The 21,064-nt window shown below is 60.1% G+C and carries 18 protein-coding genes, 1 tRNA gene and 1 pseudogene; 9 read left to right on the top strand and 11 right to left on the bottom strand.

The genetic code is table 11. From position 1 onward, the window contains the following. Positions 1 to 306 precede the first annotated feature (306 nt). Positions 307 to 393: pseudogene (locus tag ACWTU8_RS09465) on the top strand (recombinase family protein); the annotation flags it as partial. Between the two features lie 333 nt (positions 394 to 726). Here the strand turns inward: ACWTU8_RS09465 and ACWTU8_RS09460 are convergent. Both ACWTU8_RS09460 and ACWTU8_RS09455 read right to left on the bottom strand, forming a co-directional pair. After that, positions 727 to 1,443, bottom strand: coding sequence for a pentapeptide repeat-containing protein (locus ACWTU8_RS09460; RefSeq protein ID WP_006337614.1), 717 nt, complete (start codon positions 1,441 to 1,443; stop codon positions 727 to 729). A 637-nt stretch (positions 1,444 to 2,080) separates the two neighbouring features. Beyond that, positions 2,081 to 2,374, bottom strand: coding sequence for a hypothetical protein (locus ACWTU8_RS09455; protein ID WP_077382755.1), 294 nt, complete (start codon positions 2,372 to 2,374; stop codon positions 2,081 to 2,083). 1,058 nt (positions 2,375 to 3,432) lie between these two features. Between ACWTU8_RS09455 and ACWTU8_RS09450 the strand changes: the two genes are divergently transcribed. The 3 genes from ACWTU8_RS09450 to ACWTU8_RS09440 all read left to right on the top strand — a co-directional run bounded on the left by ACWTU8_RS09450 (position 3,433) and on the right by ACWTU8_RS09440 (position 5,677). Then, entirely contained in the window at positions 3,433 to 4,815 is a 1,383-nt protein-coding gene (locus ACWTU8_RS09450; protein ID WP_455847905.1) for an alpha/beta fold hydrolase, read from the top strand. 375 nt (positions 4,816 to 5,190) lie between these two features. Next, positions 5,191 to 5,514, top strand: coding sequence for a tyrosine-type recombinase/integrase (locus tag ACWTU8_RS09445; protein ID WP_455847904.1), 324 nt, complete (start codon positions 5,191 to 5,193; stop codon positions 5,512 to 5,514). A 73-nt stretch (positions 5,515 to 5,587) separates the two neighbouring features. Further along, a tRNA-Ser gene (locus tag ACWTU8_RS09440) sits at positions 5,588 to 5,677 on the top strand. Positions 5,678 to 5,913: 236 nt separating this feature from the next. On the opposite strand, the gene ACWTU8_RS09435 is transcribed toward ACWTU8_RS09440, so the two are convergent. Then, entirely contained in the window at positions 5,914 to 6,705 is a 792-nt protein-coding gene (locus tag ACWTU8_RS09435) for a class I SAM-dependent methyltransferase (protein WP_455847903.1), read from the bottom strand. A 406-nt stretch (positions 6,706 to 7,111) separates the two neighbouring features. On the opposite strand from ACWTU8_RS09435, the gene ACWTU8_RS09430 reads away from it, so the two are divergent. Further along, positions 7,112 to 7,633, top strand: a complete 522-nt coding sequence (locus ACWTU8_RS09430; RefSeq protein ID WP_455848423.1) for a recombinase family protein — start codon at positions 7,112 to 7,114, stop codon at positions 7,631 to 7,633. Here the strand turns inward: ACWTU8_RS09430 and ACWTU8_RS09425 are convergent. Then, on the bottom strand, positions 7,575 to 8,675 hold the full coding sequence (locus ACWTU8_RS09425) for an AraC family transcriptional regulator (RefSeq protein ID WP_455847902.1): 1,101 nt from the start codon (positions 8,673 to 8,675) through the stop codon (positions 7,575 to 7,577). The genes ACWTU8_RS09430 and ACWTU8_RS09425 overlap by 59 nt on opposite strands. A 75-nt stretch (positions 8,676 to 8,750) precedes the next feature. Here ACWTU8_RS09425 and ACWTU8_RS09420 point away from each other — a divergent pair, with 75 nt between their 5' ends. Next, a complete protein-coding gene (locus ACWTU8_RS09420) occupies positions 8,751 to 9,545 on the top strand; it encodes a methyltransferase domain-containing protein (protein ID WP_455847901.1) in 795 nt (264 codons plus the stop codon). Positions 9,546 to 9,709: 164 nt separating this feature from the next. On the opposite strand, the gene ACWTU8_RS09415 is transcribed toward ACWTU8_RS09420, so the two are convergent. Next, positions 9,710 to 11,164: an FAD-binding oxidoreductase gene (locus tag ACWTU8_RS09415; RefSeq protein WP_455847900.1), complete on the bottom strand. Its 1,455-nt coding sequence runs from the start codon at positions 11,162 to 11,164 to the stop codon at positions 9,710 to 9,712. An 89-nt stretch (positions 11,165 to 11,253) separates the two neighbouring features. On the opposite strand from ACWTU8_RS09415, the gene ACWTU8_RS09410 reads away from it, so the two are divergent. Next, a complete protein-coding gene (locus tag ACWTU8_RS09410; RefSeq protein ID WP_455847899.1) occupies positions 11,254 to 11,970 on the top strand; it encodes a winged helix-turn-helix transcriptional regulator in 717 nt (238 codons plus the stop codon). A 50-nt stretch (positions 11,971 to 12,020) separates the two neighbouring features. Here ACWTU8_RS09410 and ACWTU8_RS09405 read toward each other — a convergent pair whose 3' ends face one another. The 3 genes from ACWTU8_RS09405 to ACWTU8_RS09395 all read right to left on the bottom strand — a co-directional run bounded on the left by ACWTU8_RS09405 (position 12,021) and on the right by ACWTU8_RS09395 (position 15,067). Next, on the bottom strand, positions 12,021 to 12,404 hold the full coding sequence (locus ACWTU8_RS09405) for a hypothetical protein (RefSeq protein WP_455847898.1): 384 nt from the start codon (positions 12,402 to 12,404) through the stop codon (positions 12,021 to 12,023). A 325-nt stretch (positions 12,405 to 12,729) separates the two neighbouring features. Continuing rightward, positions 12,730 to 13,950, bottom strand: coding sequence for an adenylate/guanylate cyclase domain-containing protein (locus ACWTU8_RS09400; protein WP_455847897.1), 1,221 nt, complete (start codon positions 13,948 to 13,950; stop codon positions 12,730 to 12,732). 145 nt (positions 13,951 to 14,095) lie between these two features. Continuing rightward, positions 14,096 to 15,067, bottom strand: coding sequence for a LysR family transcriptional regulator (locus ACWTU8_RS09395; protein ID WP_455847896.1), 972 nt, complete (start codon positions 15,065 to 15,067; stop codon positions 14,096 to 14,098). 177 nt (positions 15,068 to 15,244) lie between these two features. Here ACWTU8_RS09395 and ACWTU8_RS09390 point away from each other — a divergent pair, with 177 nt between their 5' ends. Together ACWTU8_RS09390 and ACWTU8_RS09385 are read left to right on the top strand one after the other, a co-directional pair. Then, positions 15,245 to 15,919: a hypothetical protein gene (locus ACWTU8_RS09390; protein ID WP_455847895.1), complete on the top strand. Its 675-nt coding sequence runs from the start codon at positions 15,245 to 15,247 to the stop codon at positions 15,917 to 15,919. 115 nt (positions 15,920 to 16,034) lie between these two features. Continuing rightward, complete coding sequence (locus tag ACWTU8_RS09385; protein ID WP_455847894.1) at positions 16,035 to 16,895, top strand: N-acetyltransferase family protein; 861 nt, start codon at positions 16,035 to 16,037, stop codon at positions 16,893 to 16,895. Positions 16,896 to 17,773: 878 nt separating this feature from the next. Here ACWTU8_RS09385 and ACWTU8_RS09380 read toward each other — a convergent pair. The 3 genes from ACWTU8_RS09380 to ACWTU8_RS09370 all read right to left on the bottom strand — a co-directional run bounded on the left by ACWTU8_RS09380 (position 17,774) and on the right by ACWTU8_RS09370 (position 20,844). Further along, positions 17,774 to 18,133, bottom strand: coding sequence for a hypothetical protein (locus ACWTU8_RS09380; RefSeq protein WP_455847893.1), 360 nt, complete (start codon positions 18,131 to 18,133; stop codon positions 17,774 to 17,776). A 23-nt stretch (positions 18,134 to 18,156) separates the two neighbouring features. Then, a complete protein-coding gene (locus ACWTU8_RS09375) occupies positions 18,157 to 19,893 on the bottom strand; it encodes an adenylate/guanylate cyclase domain-containing protein (protein ID WP_455848422.1) in 1,737 nt (578 codons plus the stop codon). Positions 19,894 to 20,037: 144 nt separating this feature from the next. Further along, the gene (locus tag ACWTU8_RS09370; protein WP_455847892.1) at positions 20,038 to 20,844 is read right to left on the bottom strand and encodes an adenylate/guanylate cyclase domain-containing protein; all 807 of its coding nucleotides are present in this window, start codon (positions 20,842 to 20,844) and stop codon (positions 20,038 to 20,040) included. Positions 20,845 to 21,064: the final 220 nt, after the last annotated feature.

Here is a 21,064-nt window from a genome sequence, read left to right as displayed (position 1 = left end):
CTAACAAGTCACATTTTGACCAGATGGAAAAAAGATTTGCTATGCACGCGCAAGTATTCAGACCCGCATCTCCTGCAACCATTGTTCGTGATGAAGGGTATTGCGCCAGAAACATTCTTTTTCTGTGCAACGCCTATCCGAAGTTTCTGACGACGTGTGGCGCGATCTTCCACAATTCGTCCGGGACGCCGGAGCACAGGTGACCGGAAGACTTGCATAATCAACCACTTAGAAGTTGCTTCTCATTCGCCTGTGAGGACACTGCAAACGGTGGTTTGCAGTTTGAACACCCCAAGGATTAGCAACATGCCGCGCGCGGTCGCCTACTATCGTGTCTCCATCCAGAGGCAAGGACGTTCAGGCTTGGGCATCGAGGCCCAACGTGCCGCGGTTCACTGCCGCGTACCGACGGAAATCGGCATGACAAATGTGAACACCGTCTGGTCAACATCAGAGATCACGGACAGTGTGCCGCGATGTGATCTGCGAAGCAATGTAGAGTCCCAGCCCGAGACCTTGAGGGCTAGATCGGGGCCCCCCTCGCTAGAACGGCTGGAACAGGCGCTGCATTGTCTCGTGCGGAATGGGCTCGCCGGCATTAGACACGGATATCCGGAGTTCGCCGTCTCGGGTGGTGGCTTCGACCTTAATGGGCATGCCCGCGGCACAAAGTTACAGGTTCGAATCCTGTCGGGTGCAGCATTGCCGCAGTTCGCTTGCCGACAATTATTCCTGCTGGAATTGACAGGGCCAATCTTCAGGCCTCGTCAAGCCAGATGGCAACTCGGTCCGGGCGTCTCCGCAAGCCATGTTGAGCTGCCACTGGGACAGACCCGCCGAATTGGAAAGGTCGACGCCCTCGATACGGGTCAGAAAGAAAAAGGCGCGGTCAAAGTCTATCGGCGCGGTGAACGTCGCTCCTCGGAAGTCTGCCCGTGCGAGATTGGCAAACGAGAAGCGGCTGCCGCTGATATCGGCGTCATGGAACTGCGCACGCCCCAATTCTGCCTTTGTGAAATCAACATTGGTCAGATTGGCGTCCTGGAAATTCGAGCGCTGCATTTCCGCGCTCGCAAACACAGCGCCCTGCGCGTCCATACGGCTGAAGTCGGTCCTGTAGGCCTCGATTCTGTCGAACCGGGCGCCTTTGGCGGTCGAGTCGGCCAGGGAAGCACGCACAAGCGTTGCCTTCTCAAGATTTGCCGCAAGGAGATTGCTGTTCCTGAGATCGGTCGAAGTGAAATCAACACCGAACAGGTTCGCCCCGCTCAGGTCCTGTCCTTCTAGGATGAGAAGCTTCTTGTCACACTCGTGCCAATTGACGCCAGGCGTCGCGGCTGCGTGGCAATTGTGAGCAGCAGTGGCGTTCTGCCAAGCAAACACAGTGCAAACCGCTAGAACCAAGCCGGATGCGCCGTAAGCTCTGGTTCGCCTTAAAGTCATTGTTGCTGGACCTCTGCTACTCGCCGACACTCAACCTTATCACATCTGCTGACACTCGAGCCACCGTGACCACCGCCGTCACAGTTAGCGCATTTCTCATATTCAAGCTTTGATGTTGATCAACCGATCAACCCGCGCGGAGGGCGCGATTTGCGAGCGGCTCCCCAAATCATCGGCGGTCCAGCAGAGATTCATTTGTCACCGGCCAAGCGCATCATTCCGAGGTATGCTTGACTAAGCCGAGGCCTCCGCTCTGGACGTTTGTCTCGCTAATTGGGAACCTGCTCGGGTGCTGACCGCCACCGCCCCGCTGCCGACAAGCGGCTTTGAGCTTGGCTTTTGGGACCAGCGCCTACGCACACAGCGGCGGGACCGACAGCAATGGTTGCACAAGAACCACAAGACAGGCGATTATCACTGCCATTGAAGGTGACCGACCTCTGAATGACCCGCCTGTCTGTCGCGGAAGAGCTTGAAAGCGCCGCCGACCGCATCGCTGATATGTCGCGCGCCGATCTGCAGATCATCCTGCGACGCGCCGCATTGATGCTTAGAAACGTCTCCGGTGTGCCGCTTGAGCCCACAACGGAGGACGTACCTGCCGAAAGGCGCAGCAGAATAGCTATGCTCGTCACCGTCAGCCGGGAGGAGTGTAGAGCGGCTCTCTGCATCGATGAACCAAGCACTGGCCATCGCGCGTCGGCACAAAGCCTACCGCTGGGATTTCCGACCAGTCGCACGCATTGCTGTACCGGCGGACGTAGAGGGCATAGGTGTTCGGGCCGGTGGTCAGCACCGCCGAGCCATGGCTCTGGATTAGCGCCTGCGTCTGTTGGCAGGTCATGGCGCGGGTGTCCGGCCTGGCCTGGGCGAGGGTTGTGAAGGCAAGCGTGACCGCTGCCGAGGTCAACGCAATCCGGCGAATGGACATGACGAGACTCCCATGATGAGCCATTTGGTTGACAAACTCGCATGTCGCAGGGCAGCTGTGCAACGGCGGCCTCCAAATCGGAATTCCGGACTGGAGCAAACCGCCCGCCCCGTGCGAACTGACGGCGTGCCGCTGGAGCCCGCAACCGAGGACGCTCTCAACTCCATCGCGGCTGAAATGAAAATTGGCCGGGCGGCCCGGAGGACTTCCTCGGCGGCTCGATACCACCCGTTCGCTCCGGGGCGGTATGCAACGGCGTATAATGTTGCGTGGTTTCGATGCGTACTGCTTTTGCTCGGATGGAGATGAGCCATGGCTGAACCAACGAAGAACGGTCAACACGCAACAAAGGAGATTGATTCTGGTATTGATCCGGACAACAGTCTGCTGCCGATGCTTATCGGTGGCTTGTCCTGATAATCATCGGCGCGATCATCGTTATGATGTCGGTCGAGTGCCTGGCGAACGGCACACCGAGTTGGTGGAACGCAGACCTGTCGATCAAGAAGTACAGGTTACTCCCGGTGATAGAAATATTCCTCCAGGGTCCAAAAAAATTCGTTCTGACTGGGCGCCAGTGAACGGCTCAGTGTGAAATGGGTGTTTCACACTTTTGCCGCCCGCTGGCGGCGGCATCGACCTCAAAACGGGAACCGATGTTGGCGCCAACCGTCGTAAGGGACCTGATGGCTGCTTGTCCCAGACGGCGACGCCCTAAGATTATGAAACGACCGCGATGGGCCGAGAGCAGACCGGCAGCTTCGGGCTGCCAATCTTTGAGAGCGGACATTCAGGTCAGCGTGGGGATCGTCGTGACCAGACCCTTTGCCGCCGTTCCGGGTCGAGCATCCTAAGGCGTAATTTCTCCCTTTTAAGACGTTCCCGCGTAGACGTTGACTGGCAAGTTCCGACCCCGTTGCGGCCGTTTGGTGCCTTTCGTCGGACGACGCTGCGCATTTTCTCAAAGGCTCGGCTTTCGCGCTCGCTCTAAATCCGATCGCCGACATGTGGTAGTGTAACATTTGGAAACTCTGGAGACGCGCTCGGTGGACCGCCGCTTGACCGCGATTCTGGCCGCCGACATGGCAGGCTACAGCCGCCTCATGGAGCAAAATGAGGAGGACGTCCTTACGCGTCAGAAGGTGCACCGCAGGGAATTGTTCGATCCACAGATCGAGAGTCACGGGGGCCGCATCGTCAAGACCACGGGTGACGGAATGTTGGTCGAATTCGCTTCAGCACAGGATGCCATTCGCGCCGCCGTCAACATCCAGGTGGCTATGTCAGACCGCGAGGTAGCGTCGCCGGAGGACCGTCGCATTCTCTATCGCATCGGAGTCAATCTAGGGGATGTCCTCTTCGAGGATGGGGATATCTTCGGCGACGGCGTCAACGTGGCTTCGCGCCTTGAGGGGTTGGCGCAGCCAGGCGGAATCTGCATCTCCGACATCGTACATCAAGCGGTCGCGGATAGGATCAAGGTGCCTTTTCGCGACATGGGCAACCAGCGGGTGAAGAATATCTCCCGCCCCGTCCGCGTCTGGCAGTGGACGCCCGATGCTTCGCTGCCCAGCCCGGAGCTTCCCAAAGCAGCGCAGCAACAACAGGTACAGTTCGCCACTGCCTCAGACGGAGTGCAGATCGCGTGGGCCAGTATTGGCCAGGGCATGCCTGTGCTGAAGGCTCCGAATTGGCTGAACCATCTGGAGTACGAATGGCGCAGTCCCATTTGGCATCCATGGCTGGTCAGGTTGGCGAGGCTGTGCCGGCTGGTACGGTTCGATCAGCGGGGAAATGGCCTGTCGGACTGGGACATCGAAGCAGTATCCGAGAAGGCTATGACTGGCGACATGTCGACCGTCGTAGCCGCAGCTGGACTGAGCCGGTTCGCGCTTCTCGGTATTTCGCAAGGATGCTCATTTTCTGTCCGCTACGCCGTCGAGAATCCAGAGCAGGTGAGCTGCCTCGTGCTTTTGGGCGGATTTCTTCGGGGTCGGCTCAAGCGGACGCACCCGGACCAAAAGCACCTTTATGAAGTCGGGACGATGATGATCCGCAATGGCTGGGGCTCGACTAATCCAGTCTTCAGGCACTTTTTTACAACAACCTTCATGCCCGACGCTCAGCCCGAGATGGCTGCGAGTTTCGACGAACTTCAGCGCATTGCCACGAGTCCAGAAGCGGCGATGCGGATTTGGACAATGAACAGCGCGGTCGATGTGACGGAGTTGGCGAAGCAGGTCAATGTTCCGACGCTGGTCCTGCATTGCATCGGTGATCGCGTCGCGCCGATAGAGGAAGGGCGTCTCATGGCCACGCTTATTCCTAACGCGACCTTCGTTGAGCTTCCTGGAAACAATCACGTGCTCATTGAGGACACAGCTGCCTTCGAGCAGTTCTTTGACGAGTGCTCCAGGTTCCTAACAGCGTACAATCAGTGAAATGGCCTTTATTGGCGCGACTGCGACTTCGCTCAATACGACGTCGTGACCCTGACAGCACCAGCGGCGAATTCGTAGAAGGGGTGGCAAGAGGAAGGTTGTGAACAAAGCGCCGAATTACCGATCGCAACCGGTTCCTCTGAACTCGTTCGGGAATGTGGAACCGGCGCCGCCCGAAACCGGTACGCCATCCCATACTATGCAGACCTTCAGACTGAACCCATGGGTCGAGGCAGCGCGGGGAAGCTGCCTGTGCCCCGCCGTCGGGACGGGCACAGGTATGAACGACGGGAAAACACTCGAAAACCGCCGCTCGGTGGACCAGGAGAAAGTCCCAAAAGGGTTGACTCTTGCGCTTGCTTGCAGTGGCGACTAATGACCCGTTATGGCGCAACTGCGACCTACAGCGTCGTCGGCGCGCCCTTGCAGCCGAGGTCGCTTACCCACGAATGGGTGCGCGTTGTTGGCAAGACCACCCTGCCCCGCATCCGGTTCCATGACCTGCGGCATACCCACGCCTCGCAGATGCTGTCGGCCGGTGTTCATCCCAAGGTGGCCAGCGAACGCCTCGGCCATTCGAGCATCGGCATAACGCTCGACCTTTATTCCCATGTCATGCCGGGAATGCAGGCCGATGCAGCGGAGCAAGTTGACGCCGCGCTGCAGCTGGCTATAAGCAGCGAGCGAAAAGCCAAATAGTTGCAAAGCGCGTAGCAGAAGGCCTTTTGCGGCTTTTGTCACAAGACAGATAGCGCAATAAAAACAACTAGTTGGAGGGATGGCCGAGCGGTTTAAGGCACCGGTCTTGAAAACCGGCGTGGGTGCAAGCCCACCGTGGGTTCGAATCCCACTCCCTCCGCCAAGCGCCATTGATTTTCTTGGACAATCGTCATCTGCATCATCTCTACGTGCAAATTTAGGCGCAACATGAAGCTGGTGAAATTCAGGCCGAGATGGACATATGCTGCTTCGTTAACACTTACGAAGCTGCCCCAGTTTGCGAGCCTAGTACCAGTTCTAGGGTATGCTGTGCTTTGGGGCGACTCGTTTCAGGCATTGATGATGAGGTTTTCCTCACTCGGCCCCTCTTTGTGGTTTTCAGTTTCGACGCGTCGTCGAAGACAGTCTTTGCGGATGCTTTCGGATTGCAACAAGCACCGCGCCGTCATCCAAGCTACATTCAACAGACCCTACCGCGGCCAGCGCGTCAGTGGCATCCACCGAATCCCCACCCGGTCCAGGCCCTCTGATAACGAAATGTCCTTTCTCACATGTGAAGTCCCACTTGTGCAGCTGCTTGTACGATTCCGTCTTTCCCTCGTTTTCAGCATGATAAAGCACGACGAAACCATCATGTTTTGTGACCGAGAGCATCTGTTGTATTGCCTTGAGTGGACTAGCCGTGTGATCTATACAATTCTGTCCATGCACGATGTCGAAACTATAATCGCCAAATTGGGTGCTAAGATTTTCGGCGTCACCAAAGACTGTTCGCACAAGAGGTTGGATCCCAAAATCTCTCAGAACTTGATCATATTCTGTTGCCAGCAGGTCAGTTGCAGTAATCATGACCTCTTTCGAGGCATGTACTTTGCCGAGCTTTGTCAAGGGGCCAGCGCCCACATCGAGTATGGAAACTGGGTTGGTCGTCAACCTGTCGACATATCGCCCAACGTGATCCTGAATTGGTAAATTGGGGTCAAGACGTTCCTTGTAGTCCTCTGGCCAGAATGATCCCTGAGTGGAGAACCAGTGTCTCCAAAACAGAACTTCGTCTCTGAGTTGTTGGGATCGGCTGTCTCCCTCCAGCCAGCGCAGGATCTTTCGTCCGAGCCGCCGAGCCCTAGTCAAGACCGATGTCGATCTTCTCAGAGACCCTTCTCTAGCCATGACGGGAATCCTCGCGGTGAAGAGGGTTTACGGTCCGCTCTGGCCACGACGACGACCAGGGCACTGACGACAAGTCTGATCATGCGACACCCTCGCCTATGCGATTGCACCTTCGGCCAATATAGGAAGCGAATTGGCCGTTTTCAGGATGCCCACGCCGGCTGCTCCGGCGCGCGTTGTCTTTCGCATGGTATTCCCCTTTCGAGACCTGGCCAAGGCGGCGGGGGTTCATCGAAACACAATCTCGAACTTTGAGACCGGGAAGTTTGGCGGCTCCCCTGGAGGCTCTAGACTTTGTGCGGCTCGCCCTTGAAGCGGCCGGCGTCGAGTTCATCCCCGAGAATGGGGCGGCGCCGGTGTGAGGCTGCGGAAAGCCTGAGTGTCAAGCACGCCCTGCCGGGGACGAATGCCTTGCTGTTGCCAATCTATTGCCGAGTTCGAGCGCGATCTCATCAGCGAGCGCGTGAAATCCGGCCTTGCCGCTGCCAAGGCGCGTGGAAAAAAGCTCGGACGGCAACCCGGTCAGCGGCCAAGTCGGACAAGCTCGCACCGAAGGCACTGGCGCTCATCGCGGAAGGCCGAAGCTATCGCTGGATCGCCCGAGATCTGGCGATCAGCAAGAATACGATTGCTGATATCGTCAAACGCGATCGCGCGAGTGGCGAATGAGGTGGTCATGCAGATTTCTGCCATCCGGTGGTCGGTTTCGAAGGGCTGTAGCGGGTGGAAGACTCATGTTCGTCTCGCTCAACGGAACGAGCAGAATGCGCACGTTCCCGACATCGGCGGAACCGTTGAGCCGCTGAAGCGACCAGAGCGGTTCAAGCCCTTGAGTTTGCGATGCAGGCGATCGACATTCTCAGGATCGGCTAGTTCCAACGGCGTTGTTTGCGCCATGCCGAGGGCGACACACCTACGGTTTTCTTGAACGCGCGGCTAAACGCGGCCTCGGATTCGTAGCCGATCTCACGGCCTACCACGGCTACTTTCATGGAACTATCTGCAAGAAGACGCGCAGCAATCTGCATGCGCCAGAGCGTCAGGTAGTGCATCGGCGCATGACCCACGACATGAGTGAAGCGTGCCGCAAGTGCTGCCCGCGACATGCAGGCACAGCTCGCTATCTCGTTCAGGGTCCACGGATATGCGGGCTGTTCATGAAGCATGGCCAGGACTTTGCCGATTGTAGGATCGCGCAGGCCTGAAAGCCAGCCAGTCTCGTGGGCCGGCAGGGTCTCCAGATATTGGCGCATCACCTCGACAAAAACCAGTTCGCTCAGTCTCACCCGGATCGACTCGCCGCCAACCCGCGGCTGACGCGCCTCGGCGAGCGTGAGGTCGATAAGACGGCTCAGGAGGCCCTCGCGCCCGTTGCGGGACCGCTTAATCCGCAACAGGCGCGGCAGGGTGGAGAGCACGGGATTGAAGGGCTGCATGTCGCAGCCGAGAAAGCCGCAGACGAATTCGCTGCGCGGCTCGCCGCCGCCGCCTTCCCTGGTCACGAAGGGCAGCCTGCCGGCTGCCATATCTCGGAAATAGTCCATTGTCGCTTCGACGTCGAATTCCGGTGGCTGGCCGGGTTCGCTGAGCATCGAATAGGGGTCGCCATGCGGCAGCACCAGCACGTCGCCGGCCTCGAACCACGTGGAGGTGACGCCGCGAATGCTTGCCCATCCCGAGCCCTTCAGGATGATGTGGTAGGACACGATGTGCGGGGCGCGTGGCAGGATGATGTGGGAGAACGCGCCCGCATGCGGCACGTGCACGCCCCAAGGAAAGGACGCGTCCACCAGGAAGAACAGAGCGCCCGTCAGTTTGACCGTGCGCAGGACGTCCGAAAGCGGATCGGGACCATGCCTCCTGTACTGGGCAGGCGGCTCCGCCGCCGATGCACCGTCCAATCGCTCCGCATCGAGCACCATGGACGATGCGGCAAGCGACAAAGACGTATGGTCATGGGCCTGCACCATACTGAAAGCATACCCTGTGTGCGCCGGCATATCCACCGGATGTGCCGAGGACTGAAGATCAGGTGGAGAAAGGCCATGACTACGCTTGAGGAAGTGTGCGGCCCGGCGGAGATCTATGACGTCCAATTCGTGCCAGCGCTATTTGCCCAGTGGGGGCCGGTCGTCGCTGGGGAAGCCGGGGTGCAGAACGGCGACCGCGCGCTCGACGTGGCCTGCGGGACGGGCGCTCTGACGCTTGCCGCGGCCGAGATCGCTGGCCCTTCGGGTTCGGTGGTTGGGCTGGATGCCAATCCGGAAATGCTGGCGGTTGCGCGCCGCAAACCCGTACAGATCGAATGGCTGGAGGGAACGGCCGAGGCGCTGCCTTTGCCGAACAACAGCTTCGACGCGGTCGTCAGCCAGTTCGGTCTCATGTTCTTCGAGGACAAGCCGAAGGCGCTCGCTGAGATGATGCGGGTGCTGAGGCCGGGCGGGCGGCTCGCGGTCGCGGTGTGCGATGCGGTTGAGAACTCGCCGGGTTACGGCGCCTTCGCGCTGTTGCTCGATCGGCTGTTCGGGAAAGGGGTGGGAGGCGCCTTCCGCGCGCCCTTCTACCTCGGCGATGCTGGGCGCCTGCATGAAATCTGCAACGAAGCCGGCATTGCGGATGCCGAGGTCGTCCAGCGCAACGGAAAGGTCCGCTTCAAATCGATCGATGCGTTGGTATCGACCGAACGCGCCTGCGTGTGGACGCTCGGCGGGGTACTGACCAACGAACAGTTTGAGCAGCTCCTGAAGGAATCGGAGACCGCGCTCAAGCCCTTCGTAATCGACGGCGGAATAATCGAATTCGACATGCCGTCACTCATCATAAAGGCACGGAAATCCTAATCGAAGCAACCGACAAACGGCGCAAGGGAGCAGACCCCTCGTTGTAGCGCCCCGGGCGCGGCTCGAGCACCAGCCCGGGCCGGCCGCGCCCGGGGCGCCCGGTTATGCACTCGCCCAGGCGCCTCCGGCAGCGTCGCACCCATCCAACACCACCCCAAAATTTATCAAGTATCGCCCGCGCCGGCGGAACCGCTCACACCGACATTCAGCCTTGGGCGGATATTCTGGTTGTGGTGGAAGACGTTGTCGGGGTCGTACGTGGTCTTCACGTCCACCAGCCGGTCGTAGACAGAGTCGCCGTACGCCTCACGGACCCGGTCCGGGTCTTCGTCGCCGGCGAGGAAGTTGACGTATACGCCTTCTCGAAAGCGGCCGAGGGCGGCGAAGAACCCCCTTGTCCACGCGGTGTCCCGGTCGCCGAAGTCCTCGCTCGGCTGCCACACAGCGTCGAGGGTGATTGCGTGCGAGGCCTGGCGGTTCCCGAACGCTGTCTCGCCCTCGGCCACTCGGCTCACCGCCCCCTTCAGATGGAACATCGCCGCATACGACCGTGGCGACGAGCTGGAGAATGCGTGCCCGGCAACCACGTCGATGAGGTCGTCGCGGAGTTCGGGGAGGTGGGTGGATTTCCAATAGTAGTTCCAGCCGTGGACGACGGTCGAGTCGAGCGCGCTCTGGAAACCCACGTAAGGCTTGGGCCCGACCAGGTCGAGGAGGGGAGTCAGGAATGAGCGGAGCGGGCGGAGCGCCTGCTCACCCTCTTCGATCGGCCCAGCGTAGCAGGTACCCACCATCACCACCGGGCGCCAGTGCAGGTCCTCGGGGATGACGGGTAGCGGCGGGGCGGTGCCAAACCGCACGACCGTGCCGAGCTCGTCAGGAGCATCGCGGATGAAGTCGCGGTAGAAGCGGAGGACCTCCCCGGCGTCGCTCGCGTCCCACAGGATGGGCCCGGCCAGAACGGTGGGCCCGACGGAGTGGAGACGGAACTCAAACGAGGTGACCACGCCGAAGTTGCCGCCGCCGCCTCGCAATGCCCAGAACAGGTCGGGGTGCTCGTCCGCGGACGCCCGCAGCAACTCGCCATCGGCCGTTACGACGTCGACGGTGAGTAGGTTGTCGACCGTGAGGCCGTGCTTGCGCATCAGCCAGCCGACGCCGCCGCCGAGGGTGAGCCCGGCGACTCCGGTATGGCTCACGATTCCGCCGGTGGTGGCCAGGCCGTGCGCCTGCGTCTCGTGATCGACGTCGCCCCACAGGGCACCACCCTGCACCCAGGCCGTGCGGTCGGCGGGATCGACTCGCACGCCCCGCATCGCCGAGAGGTCGATGACGATCCCGTCGTCGCAAACGGCGGTGCCAGCCACGTTGTGGCCGCCGCCCCGGATGGCAATCTCCAGATCACGGTCGCGGGCGAACCGCACGGCCGCGACGACGTCGGCGGCCCCTATGCATCGCGCGATCAGGTGCGGGCGCCGGTCAATGGCACCGTTCCAGACTGCACGGGCGGTGTCGTAATCGTCGTGGTTGACACTGATGAGCGTGCCTCGGAACCCGTCGATCTCCGCGACGGTTAGTTCCTTGCTCGTCCGTCCGAATTCCGCGGTCGTCGAAGTCATCACCGTGTCCTCCTCTTTCTTCGGCCACATCGGACCACCGCGGACCACGGCCGTAAAGTCAAGAATCTGGACTTCAAAGTCGATGGCGGATGTGGAACACTGACGTCGTGAGAACGTATGGCCAATACTGCCCCATCGCCCGCGGCGCCGAGATCTTCGCCGAGCGCTGGACACCGCTAATCATCCGCAACCTGCACCTTGGCTGCGGAAGCTTCAGTGAGATTCTGGAGGGCGCGCCCGGACTCTCCCGTACCCTGCTCTCACAGCGGCTCAGGCAACTCGGACAGATTGGTGTCGTCGAGTCGGCACCCAAACCCGACGGGCGGGGACACCACTACGAGCTCACGTCCGCGGGCCACGAGCTCTTCGCGGTCTGCCAGTCGCTGGGCGAGTGGGGTGCGCATTGGCTCGAGATCGCCCCCGAGCACCTCGACCCATTTGTGGCCCTGTGGTCGATGTGCAACGCGCTCCGCCGAGACCGGCTCCCGAATCGACGTATCGTCATCCGCTTCGACTTCACCGGCCGGCCGCGCCGTGAGCGCTATTGGCTGCTCATCGAGTTCGGAGACACCGAGATCTGTAAGACGTCTCCCGGCTTCGACGAGGACCTCTACATCACGGCGGAAGCCGAAGCCTTCGTCAAATGGCATGCCGGCCAGCTCACCTGGAGCCAGGCCACTCGCGAAAGCCGCATCCAACTCGACGGTCCGCCGTCGCTGGTCAGAGCCTTCCCAACCTGGAACGCCCGCAGCGTGTTCGCCCACATCAGGGCGGTCTCCCGTACCGCCACGAGTCTCGCAGGCTGACATCCTGGATGCGGCCTCCCGCGGGTCGCGCTTCGCCGTCTACAGGGAGACTATCCAACGAAACCGGCCGAAATCCCTATCGCGTGAAAGTCGTCATGGTGGCTTAGGGTAACCCGCCCGATCGCCCCCTCCCGCAAACGACCCCCTTTAGCCTCTGTGTGTGGCGCGAAGAAGCAGCGGATCGTCATATGCGGGGCGGACGTGCAGATGTGGTACTGGCTGTCTCCGCTCTCCAAAACCCGGTTCTTGGGGATGAAGTATCTTGTCTTGGACCCGGTGCGAATGTTGAAGTTGCCGCCCGGCAGCGGCTCGACATAGCGCGGGCTGATGACCCGGCAGTCCTTGTTGTCGCAGCATTCATAGCCGGTGACCGGATCATGGTGGCCGGAATACCAGTTATGGGCGACAGCGAGAGCGATGAGGACGAGCTTCATGTCTGCTTGACCTTCCTGGTGCCGAGGGCCCAACGCTCAACTTCGAAAAGACCGCATGGTATGACAATAGGGGACGTTTGCGAGTGCTCCAAGCGTTACCGATTTAACGGCGGACCGCGGCGCCGGCCAAGGGCCTTCTAATACAGCCGCTCGATCTTGTGACCGGTCGACCAAGCCAGTTCGCGACCGATGCCTTCGGAAGCGCCGGACCTCGCCTTTCGGTTTAAGTCACAAGTCTAGGTCAATCCAAAATACGAAACTATCCCCTAAGCCGGATCGTCACATTGGATCGTCTTCCCTATCATCCGCGCCGACGAAGGTGGAGTCAGAACAACGGAAGTGCTTTTGCAGCGGGTGTCTTCCGTCCGACCAAGAACCAGGTCCGCACTCCGCCCTTACCCTTGATGGCGATCTCGCCACGGGACATCAAAACAAATCTGTCCTTGAGGTGCTGATAGATCTCTTGCGACACCTGAATCCGACCAGAAACTCCCGTCGATTCCATCCGTGAAGCTAAATTCACCGCGTCACCCCACACATCGTAGAAAAATTTGCGCGCTCCAACCACGCCAGCCACAACCGGGCCGCTAGACATCCCGATGCGGATCGCAAGACTACGTCCGAAGGGATCGCGCAAGTCCTTTGCGGCATCGCGCATGTCAAGCGCCAGTTGCGCCAGCGCCTCGGCATGATCGGACCTCGGTGTCGGCACGCCGCTTACAACCATATAGGCGTCGCCTGTCGTCTTAATCTTTTCGAGGCCGTGCCGCTCCACCAGCCGATCGAAATCGGTGAACACGCGATTGAGGAACAGCACCAGTTCTTCGGGGGTCGTTTGGCTCGCTCCCGCGGTGAAGTCGGCTATATCGACGAACAGGATCGAAACCTCATCGTATTTGTCGGCAATCACCATCTCTTTGCCGCGCTTGAGGCGCTCAGCGATTGCAGCGGGTAGAATGTTTGTAAGCAGGGCCTCCGACCGATTGTGTTCGCGCTCGGCTTCCCGGACGGCGTAACGTACGACAGAAAACAGGATCGCCGAGGCAGCTACGGTGGTGATGATGAACTCTACAAATGTAATCTGCGCCGACTGCAATCCAGTGTTGCGAGGCACCAGCGTTTCCAAGGCGATGATGAGCGCCGCAGCGGCACTGGCGAGCACGGCCGAAAGAAAGAGGTATTCGGTCCCCAGGAACAGGACCGTGACCGCCGCGAGCGCCAGGTAGTAGAATTGCATGCCGCTGCCGATACCGAGCAGATAGCAGTCGGCAAAGACCGTCACATAGGCAGTGAGGGTGAAGGCAATCGGTGCCACCAGCGGACCAAAGCGATGGAGGAACGGAAGCGCCGCCAAGATCACTGCTGTCAAGGCATTTACCGTGGCGACTTGCCACAGGCCGGGTGTCCGGTCGAAGAACTGGGCGACCGCATAACCAGCAGCCAGGGGACTTGCAATCCAGGTCGTAAGGTTGAGCGCACGCAGTCGACGCGCAATCCTCTCAGGATAGACCTCAGTGCCGAAACCGATGCCCGGAAACCGGCGCAAGTGCCGCCCTCGCCTCATATCCCATTGCACTCACGATGCGTCGTTCGACGGGTATGGTCAAGCAAGATGGGCTCTTATCGCCTACCGCTGACGCTGAGAATCACTGTCGCCAGCGTCCTCCGGCCGAATTGACGTAGCGTTGTCGCTAATGAGGCTCCGCAGGTCGGGTAGTCTTAGCCGTCTCAAGCCGTTTCCCATCGCTGCGGAGTGGCCGCGTCTGGCCGAGCAGAAGAGGTCGGTACTTGACGATCTCCTCCGACATGAAGTCGAAGAATGCCCTGATCTTCGGCCGCTTGTGGAGGTCCGGATGCGTAAGGATCCAGAAGCCGCTCGTAAGTCCCGGCTGCGGATCAATGACGCGGACAAGGTCTGGTTCTGCATCCCCAATCTGGCAGGGCAGCAGGGCGAGCCCAAAGCCGGATTGGACAGCCAGGAGCAATCCGAGAACGCTATTGCTACGGCAGGCGATTTCACAGTCAGGAGCCACGGAACGCAACCAGCGTGCTGGCGTGATGTTTTCGATCGCGCCCTCGAACCCGATCAGCCGATGGCTGCTGAGGTCGTCCGGAATCGTCGGGCTGCCGACACGTTCCAGGTAGCCGCGGCTACCGTAGACCGCCCAGGATTGGTCAGACAATTTGCGCCCAATTAGCGATCCGTTGCTAGGAGGCCCAGCGCGCAGCGCTATCTCGGCCCGCCCGTCGCTGAGATCATTGTAGCGGTCTTCGATGAGCAGATTCACCTTTATTCCCGGATACCGCCGGTGGAATTCGTTGAGCAATTGCGGCACGAGACCCAATGCCATGCCCTCCGCGGTCGTCACCCTCAGCGATCCGGTGAAGGCGCCGTCCAGGGCGGTGGCGCGTCGGGTTAGAGCCTGCACCGATTGCTCCACAAGGATGGCTTCCTCCAGCAGCGCTTGGCCCTCTGGTGTGAGCCGGTAGCCATCCCGCTTCTTATCAAACAGCCGCAGACCAAAAGCCTCCTCAAGAACCGCTATCCGCCGGGCCACTGTCGATTGGTTCACGGCAAGGCTCCGTGCTGCGGCTGCCGTGCTGCCACCGCGCGCCACTGCGAGAAAAAAGCGAAGGTCATTCCAGTCCATCATGTAGAACATTATGCATTTTTGCGGACCAAAGCACCAGAAACGCTGATGGAATGCATCAGTAGTGTACCGTAACTTGTCTTCATCGATTGCAACTGTGAGGGCTCAGGCGGGCACGGGCTCTTCCTCCCCTGATGGTGGGAGCGGGTTGCTCCTATGCGATCGGCAAACACTCCAGAGGAGGATCCAGTGTACGAACATCGAATTCGTGGCATGCGCTGTGCTGCGCGCATCGCAATGGTCATCACGGCGTCGGCCATTTCGGCTAACGCGGCAGCGGGCGGGGGATTGCCACCGAGTACTTCCGGCGAACCGAGCCTCGCTGCAATCCGCGCTGCAACCGAGCGCTTCCAGGACGTAAGGGTGGCGCTCGCCGAGGGCTACACCCGTGATCCGTTGAACTTGTGCGACACGGCCGAGATGATGGGCAAACCGGCCGAGTTGGGCGCGATGGGCATTCATTTCGCCCGCTTTGACCTGCTCGGTGTATCCGGTCCCCCCAATCCCCGCGTAGATGGAACTGGGGTCCACACAGACTTTCTCAATCCGTCCATCCTGATCTACGAGCCACAGGCTGACGGTTCGCTCGAACTCGTCGCGGTGGAAAACCTGGTTTTCGCCCGCGCGTGGAAGCAGGCTGGGCATGATGCTCCTCCCTCTTTCCACGGCATCCCCTACGACACCATGGCGGACGATCCTTCGACTCCAGCAGATGAGGCCCACCTGTTCGAGCCGCACTTTGATCGGCACGTCTGGATTTACCGGACGAATCCAAACAGCGTCTTCGCTCCATTCAATCCCGCCGTCACGTGCGAGCACCACAGCAACGGCGGTGATCATCAACACCACGCGTCCGGCAAGTGAGATGCAGCAGCCGGTAGCGTAATCTGAGCCCGCTCATTTCCGCGGGCGCGACAAACGCGACGGCCTTGTTGCAGCGATAAGTTTGAATCGGGACATGGCCACTGAGGAGAACATCATGACTGTACATATTCGCGCTGCAGCCCCGTCGGATGCGGGGGATTGTGGTCGCATCATCTATGACGCCTTCGAACATGTTGCGGGTCGCCATGGCTTCTCTCCAGATTTCCCCTCGACTGAAGTCGCAACCGACCTGGTCTGGACCCTCATCTCCAATCCGTCGGTCTTCGGCGTTGTCGCGGAAGTGGACGGGACGGTTGTGGGCTCGAATTTCATGACGGAGGGTGACGATATTCGTGGGGTCGGTCCGATTACAGTGGATCCGCAAAGGCAAGGTCACGGCATCGGGCGGAAGCTGATGCAGGCCCTGCTCAAACGTGCGAACGGCTCGATCGGAATCCGCCTTCTTCAGGACACCTTCAACATGCGTTCGATCGCCCTTTATGCCTCGCTCGGGTTTGAAGTTCGCGAGCCCGTGCTTGTCATGAGTGGAAGTCCTACTGGAAACCCACCGGCAGGCACCACAGTGCGCCCTATGAGCGAGCAGGATATCGATGCCTGCGATGCACTCTGCGCCCGGGTGCATGGCATCTCTCGTCGCAGCGACATTGCGGCCGCTGTCCACTTTTTCACCCCCATGGTTGCCGAACGAGCCGGCCGCATAACAGCATACATGACGGCTCCGAACGCTTGGATTACCAACCACGGGATTGCAGAAACCGAGCGCGACCTGCGGGCGCTGATCGTGGGAATCACGTCCGCCACTTCATCCGTGTCGTTTCTGCTGCCGATACGGCAGACAGCTCTTTTCAAGTGGTGCCTGGATCAGGGAATGAAAGCGGTTAAGCCGATGACGCTCATGACCATAGGCAAATATCGGGAACCGGACAGACCATATTTGCCTTCCGTTTTTTACTGAGCCCGGGCTGAACAAGCAGCTGCCCATTCTGCAAGGGGCGAGCTCGAAAAGCGGTCATTCGATGTCCGAGCTATGAAGGTGCTATTCGGGTCAGATTGCTGGGGTGAAGCAGAACGTCCGCTGTGACCACGCTTCCGCCAAAAGCTACCTGTCCGCTCTCGGCCCTCTCACGACGTTCAGCCCTTGGCCGCCACGCGTCCGCTTCGGCGCAAAGGGAGACTTATACCCGAACCATGCGCTGCCCGTGCCATTCTGCAGACATCGACATTAGGTCGGTAGTGGTCATTGTTGCCGGCTGACGCCCATCTCGCACCATCTCGACGAGAGCGGGCGAGAGCAGCGTGAGCTGAAGCATTCGGCTTATGTAGGAGGCGCTGATTTTCTCGGGCTTGGCGATATCTTCGGCGGGTGGCGTAGTCGCCGGATTGCAACAACTGCTGCCAGCGATTGGCACGGGCAATGGCTGTAAACCGCATCAACGGTAGGGGAGCCCGGCAGCTCAGGCTCTCTCTTCTTACGCGTTGAGGAACGGGAAGGTCGCGCCATGTCCGCACGCTCACGAACACGACCGAACGTCCGACTCGACCGGAAGCGAAAGTTCAGGCGAACGTTTTGGAGCACTGTTGTCGTCGATGTCGCTTGATTCAATCTCCAGCACCCTCTGGCCTGGAAGAGAGCGATTGGTAGCAGCGGCGACTCCCTTCGAGCCCTAGCTCAGAGCGTCTTGCTCATCATCAGGATCGGCACCGGAGCGCCGCCACGGTCGTCGAAGAATCTCTCAGCGGGTGATAGCCGCGATACAGTGGCTCACCTGCCATGGTGACTGCCAGCTCGACACGAGCGAAGCCCTCGGTCTTGGCTGCATTTTCACAAAGCGATCAGACGACCGACACCGCGTCGGACAAAGCCGGATGGGTATACATGGCTCTGACACGCGCCGCGTCTTTGGCGGGGTCAAGCAACGCCGCGTTACGCCCGGGCGACTGATCCCCACCGTACATGGTCGTGCGCCGGCTCCAGCCCCCGCAACCTGCCAGGACGCCGTCGTGCTCCACGACGAAATAGGTGCCGTCATCGACAAGCTTCGTGTCCAGCCCCATGATTGAACGGCTGGATCGGATCTGGGCGTCGTCAAGAAAGGGCTCCTGGAGTTCGGCGATCGCCGCATCCATAAGCACGGTGATGGCCGCGAGATCCTCGCGTCGCGCGATCCGGTGCCGCAAGTCTCCGTTGGCCATGTCAAGGCGGCCCCGCCAACCGTTCATTCTGGCAGCCCAGCCATGCGATAGCCCTCCACAAAATGCCGCCGCACGCTTTCATCGCGGAAAGGTTGCGAGCCGGACCAATGCCGGATGGTGAAATTCGGATTGCTCATCATGAACATCTGTGCCTCTCGGCGCGCCTCCTCCAGACGCCCGAGTTGTGCCAGGCTCGCCGCAAGGATGCGGCGCGATGTTGTGCGATAGGTTTCGGGCCTGCGAAGCGTCTGGACCGCGGACTCGTAGTCGCGAAGTGCATATTGGGCCTGCCCCAACATCCAGTAATACCAACCGGGTGGGTGCGGGTTGAGCCGGAGCGCCTTGCGTACGTGTTCGACGCCATCGGCCGGTCGGCCGTTCAGCGTGATCAGATCCGAGCGCATCGCCCATGCGTCGGCATAGTTCGGATCCAGTTTCACGGTGGCATCGAACTCAGCATCCGATTCCGCCCAGCGGCGCTCGTGTCCCAGGATGATGCCTAATACCCAGTGGTTCCCGGCGTCGTTAGGATCGAGCGCGACGGCCTGTTGTGCTTCCGCCAACGCTCTTGCCCGGTTGGGATCCATCGGCTCGTCCCAGAACTCCCAACCCAACCAAAGGTTCAGCGCCAACCAGCGGTGCGCCTCGGCATATTCCGGATCAAGTGCGATCGCCCCTTCCAGCAGGAAAATGGCCTCTTTCGCGGCGAGTGCCGTTTGCAACCCCAGAGCCCGCGCACGTACACAGAGGTCATAAGCCTCCAGGTTAGCAGGTCTGTTGCGCGCTGGTTGGGTAGTCAAACGACCTGCTAAGGCGTCGACAATCTTGCCCGTCACCTCGTCCTGGACGGCGAATATATCCTCCAAGCTACGGTCGAACCGTTCCGCCCACAGGTGGTCCCCTCCGATTGCGTCGATCAATTGGGCGTTGATGCGAACCCGTCCCGCAGCCCGCCGGGCGCTACCCTCCAGGAGATAGCGCACGCCAAGCTCGCGAGCGATGCGGCGCACGTCCACATGCCTACCTTTATAAGCAAAGACAGAGTTGCTGGCGATGACAAACAATCCGCTGGTTCTCGATAGGTCCGTGATCAGGTCTTCGGTCAGGCCATCGACAAACGCCTCTTGTTCCGGGTCGTTGCTCATGTTTGTGAACGGAAGGACGGCGATGGAAGGCTTGGCGGGCAATGGCAGTGGCGCCTTCTCCGCCGGCCCCTGATACTCCGAGATGGTCGATGACACGATGCGATAAACGGCCACCGACTCGGCGATGTTCTTGATCGCGTGCGTGCCAAGTTCGTCGAAACTGAAATCAAGCTTGCGCTTAACCTGGTCGTAGACGCTGCCAGAGATGCAGATGTCTCCCGGCCCGGCTATTGCCTGAAGCCGCACGGCGAGAATCACGCCATCACCGAAAAGGTCGCGGCCTTCGACAACGACATCACCCAGATTGATGCCGATGCGTAGGACAATTTGACGGTCGTCAGCGCGATCTTGGTTCGCTGCGATCATCCCCTTCTGGAATTCGACTGCGCAAGTGACGGCGTTCACCGCACTGGCGAACTCGACTAGAACGCCATCACCCATCACCTTGACGATCCGGCCCTGGTGTTGGCGGACAAGAGGCTCCAGAATTTCCTTGCGCCGCTCCTTAAGCGCGGCGAGCGTACCCCGCTCGTCTAGTTCGATGAGCCGACTATAGCCGACCACATCAGCAGCCATTATGGCTGCAAGACGGCGTTGGGCGCGTTCTTCGGCCATTTTTCGCACGAGCGCTTTCACAGAACGCAGTGTGCCGAATTCTATGCCGCCCATTTCAAAAGTCTATCAGATCGGATCCCAATCCTAGGCGGCAACTAGCCCTCGGTTGCCCTTTGATCCGCCCTCACCGAATGCGCTGACGTCTCAGGATCTGGGCGGCATCCCGTCAATGCGGACGACCCGAACCTCGATGGGAGAGGCCCTCCCCTTGAGTTCCAGCATATGGGCGCTGTTCGGCCAGTGACGTGGCCCGCCTCTGGTCCACGCCGCCTCGGCGACCACAAGCTCGCCGGGGCCTGCCCGAGATGCCAAGCGAGCCGCTACATTCACCGCATCTCCCATGGCGGTGAAATCGGCGACCAGTCCGTCCCCGACGGAACCGACGTACGCCGTACCGGAGTGGACGCCGATGCCGATGGGCAACCAAGGTCCACCGGGCTCGCCATGCCCGGTAGCCGAAAGCAGACGCCGGCCCGCCTCTAAAGCGGCGGCGGGATGGTCGGCAACGATAGCGGGAAGGAACAGGCCGATAACCTCGTCGCCAACGAACTTGTCTACCAGCGCATCGCTGCCGATCAAAACGTCACTGCTGGCCTTGAAGAAGCGATTCATGAGCGAAGCGAACTCGGCAGGCGTCATCCTTTCGGCCATGCTCGTGGAGTCTCGAACGTCGGCGAAAAGAAGCGATAGATCGATCTCGGCGCCGCCAGGATGGGTGCGGACAAATTCTTCGCACAGGTTGCAGAAGTTTGGGTTTTTTCGAGAGGGTTTCCTGCCCCATCGGGAAGACAGCGCCCTCACGAGCGGCCCACCCAGGGGGAACAGACACGTCTTGCACCGGGGAGATCCTGGCAGCAGCTTGAACTGCATCCTATCGGTATGGAGCGGTGACTGCGGGTCGGTCAGAAGGCCACGCCACATCTCCTCATGAGGATTCTTGTCGCTTGCCATCGGGTCCACCTAAGCGGAGTTATGATAACACAGTAGAAGCAGTTGGGCTTCTGAAATGACTGCTTTGGCCTCATCGCTTGCCTTGAGTTTGGAAGGGCGAGAGGAAGACAAGGGTGGGTTTCCTGCCGAACGTCTCGTTGACCGGAACGAGCAACCAGCGCCAACAGCAGTCATTGTTCCTCCTTTGAGCGAGTGGCTGCAGACGGTTGAAACCGGGCAT

The sequence above is a fragment of the Mesorhizobium sp. BHbdii genome (assembly GCF_053848045.1).
This window is presented reverse-complemented; position numbering and strand designations above follow the sequence as displayed.

What these genes read in the sequence shown, in the direction of transcription:
- ACWTU8_RS09370 (WP_455847892.1), bottom strand. Translation starts at nt 20,844, where the DNA reads ATGGCAAGCGACAAGAATCCTCATGAGGAGATGTGGCGTGGCCTTCTG.
- ACWTU8_RS09460 (WP_006337614.1), bottom strand. Translation starts at nt 1,443, where the DNA reads ATGACTTTAAGGCGAACCAGAGCTTACGGCGCATCCGGCTTGGTTCTA.
- ACWTU8_RS09395 (WP_455847896.1), bottom strand. Translation starts at nt 15,067, where the DNA reads ATGTTCTACATGATGGACTGGAATGACCTTCGCTTTTTTCTCGCAGTG.
- ACWTU8_RS09435 (WP_455847903.1), bottom strand. Translation starts at nt 6,705, where the DNA reads ATGGCTAGAGAAGGGTCTCTGAGAAGATCGACATCGGTCTTGACTAGG.
- ACWTU8_RS09420 (WP_455847901.1), top strand. Translation starts at nt 8,751, where the DNA reads ATGACTACGCTTGAGGAAGTGTGCGGCCCGGCGGAGATCTATGACGTC.
- ACWTU8_RS09425 (WP_455847902.1), bottom strand. Translation starts at nt 8,675, where the DNA reads ATGGTGCAGGCCCATGACCATACGTCTTTGTCGCTTGCCGCATCGTCC.
- ACWTU8_RS09410 (WP_455847899.1), top strand. Translation starts at nt 11,254, where the DNA reads ATGTGGAACACTGACGTCGTGAGAACGTATGGCCAATACTGCCCCATC.
- ACWTU8_RS09455 (WP_077382755.1), bottom strand. Translation starts at nt 2,374, where the DNA reads ATGTCCATTCGCCGGATTGCGTTGACCTCGGCAGCGGTCACGCTTGCC.
- ACWTU8_RS09380 (WP_455847893.1), bottom strand. Translation starts at nt 18,133, where the DNA reads ATGGCCAACGGAGACTTGCGGCACCGGATCGCGCGACGCGAGGATCTC.
- ACWTU8_RS09445 (WP_455847904.1), top strand. Translation starts at nt 5,191, where the DNA reads ATGACCCGTTATGGCGCAACTGCGACCTACAGCGTCGTCGGCGCGCCC.
- ACWTU8_RS09430 (WP_455848423.1), top strand. Translation starts at nt 7,112, where the DNA reads ATGCCTTGCTGTTGCCAATCTATTGCCGAGTTCGAGCGCGATCTCATC.
- ACWTU8_RS09415 (WP_455847900.1), bottom strand. Translation starts at nt 11,164, where the DNA reads ATGACTTCGACGACCGCGGAATTCGGACGGACGAGCAAGGAACTAACC.
- ACWTU8_RS09375 (WP_455848422.1), bottom strand. Translation starts at nt 19,893, where the DNA reads ATGGCCGAAGAACGCGCCCAACGCCGTCTTGCAGCCATAATGGCTGCT.
- ACWTU8_RS09405 (WP_455847898.1), bottom strand. Translation starts at nt 12,404, where the DNA reads ATGAAGCTCGTCCTCATCGCTCTCGCTGTCGCCCATAACTGGTATTCC.
- ACWTU8_RS09385 (WP_455847894.1), top strand. Translation starts at nt 16,035, where the DNA reads ATGACTGTACATATTCGCGCTGCAGCCCCGTCGGATGCGGGGGATTGT.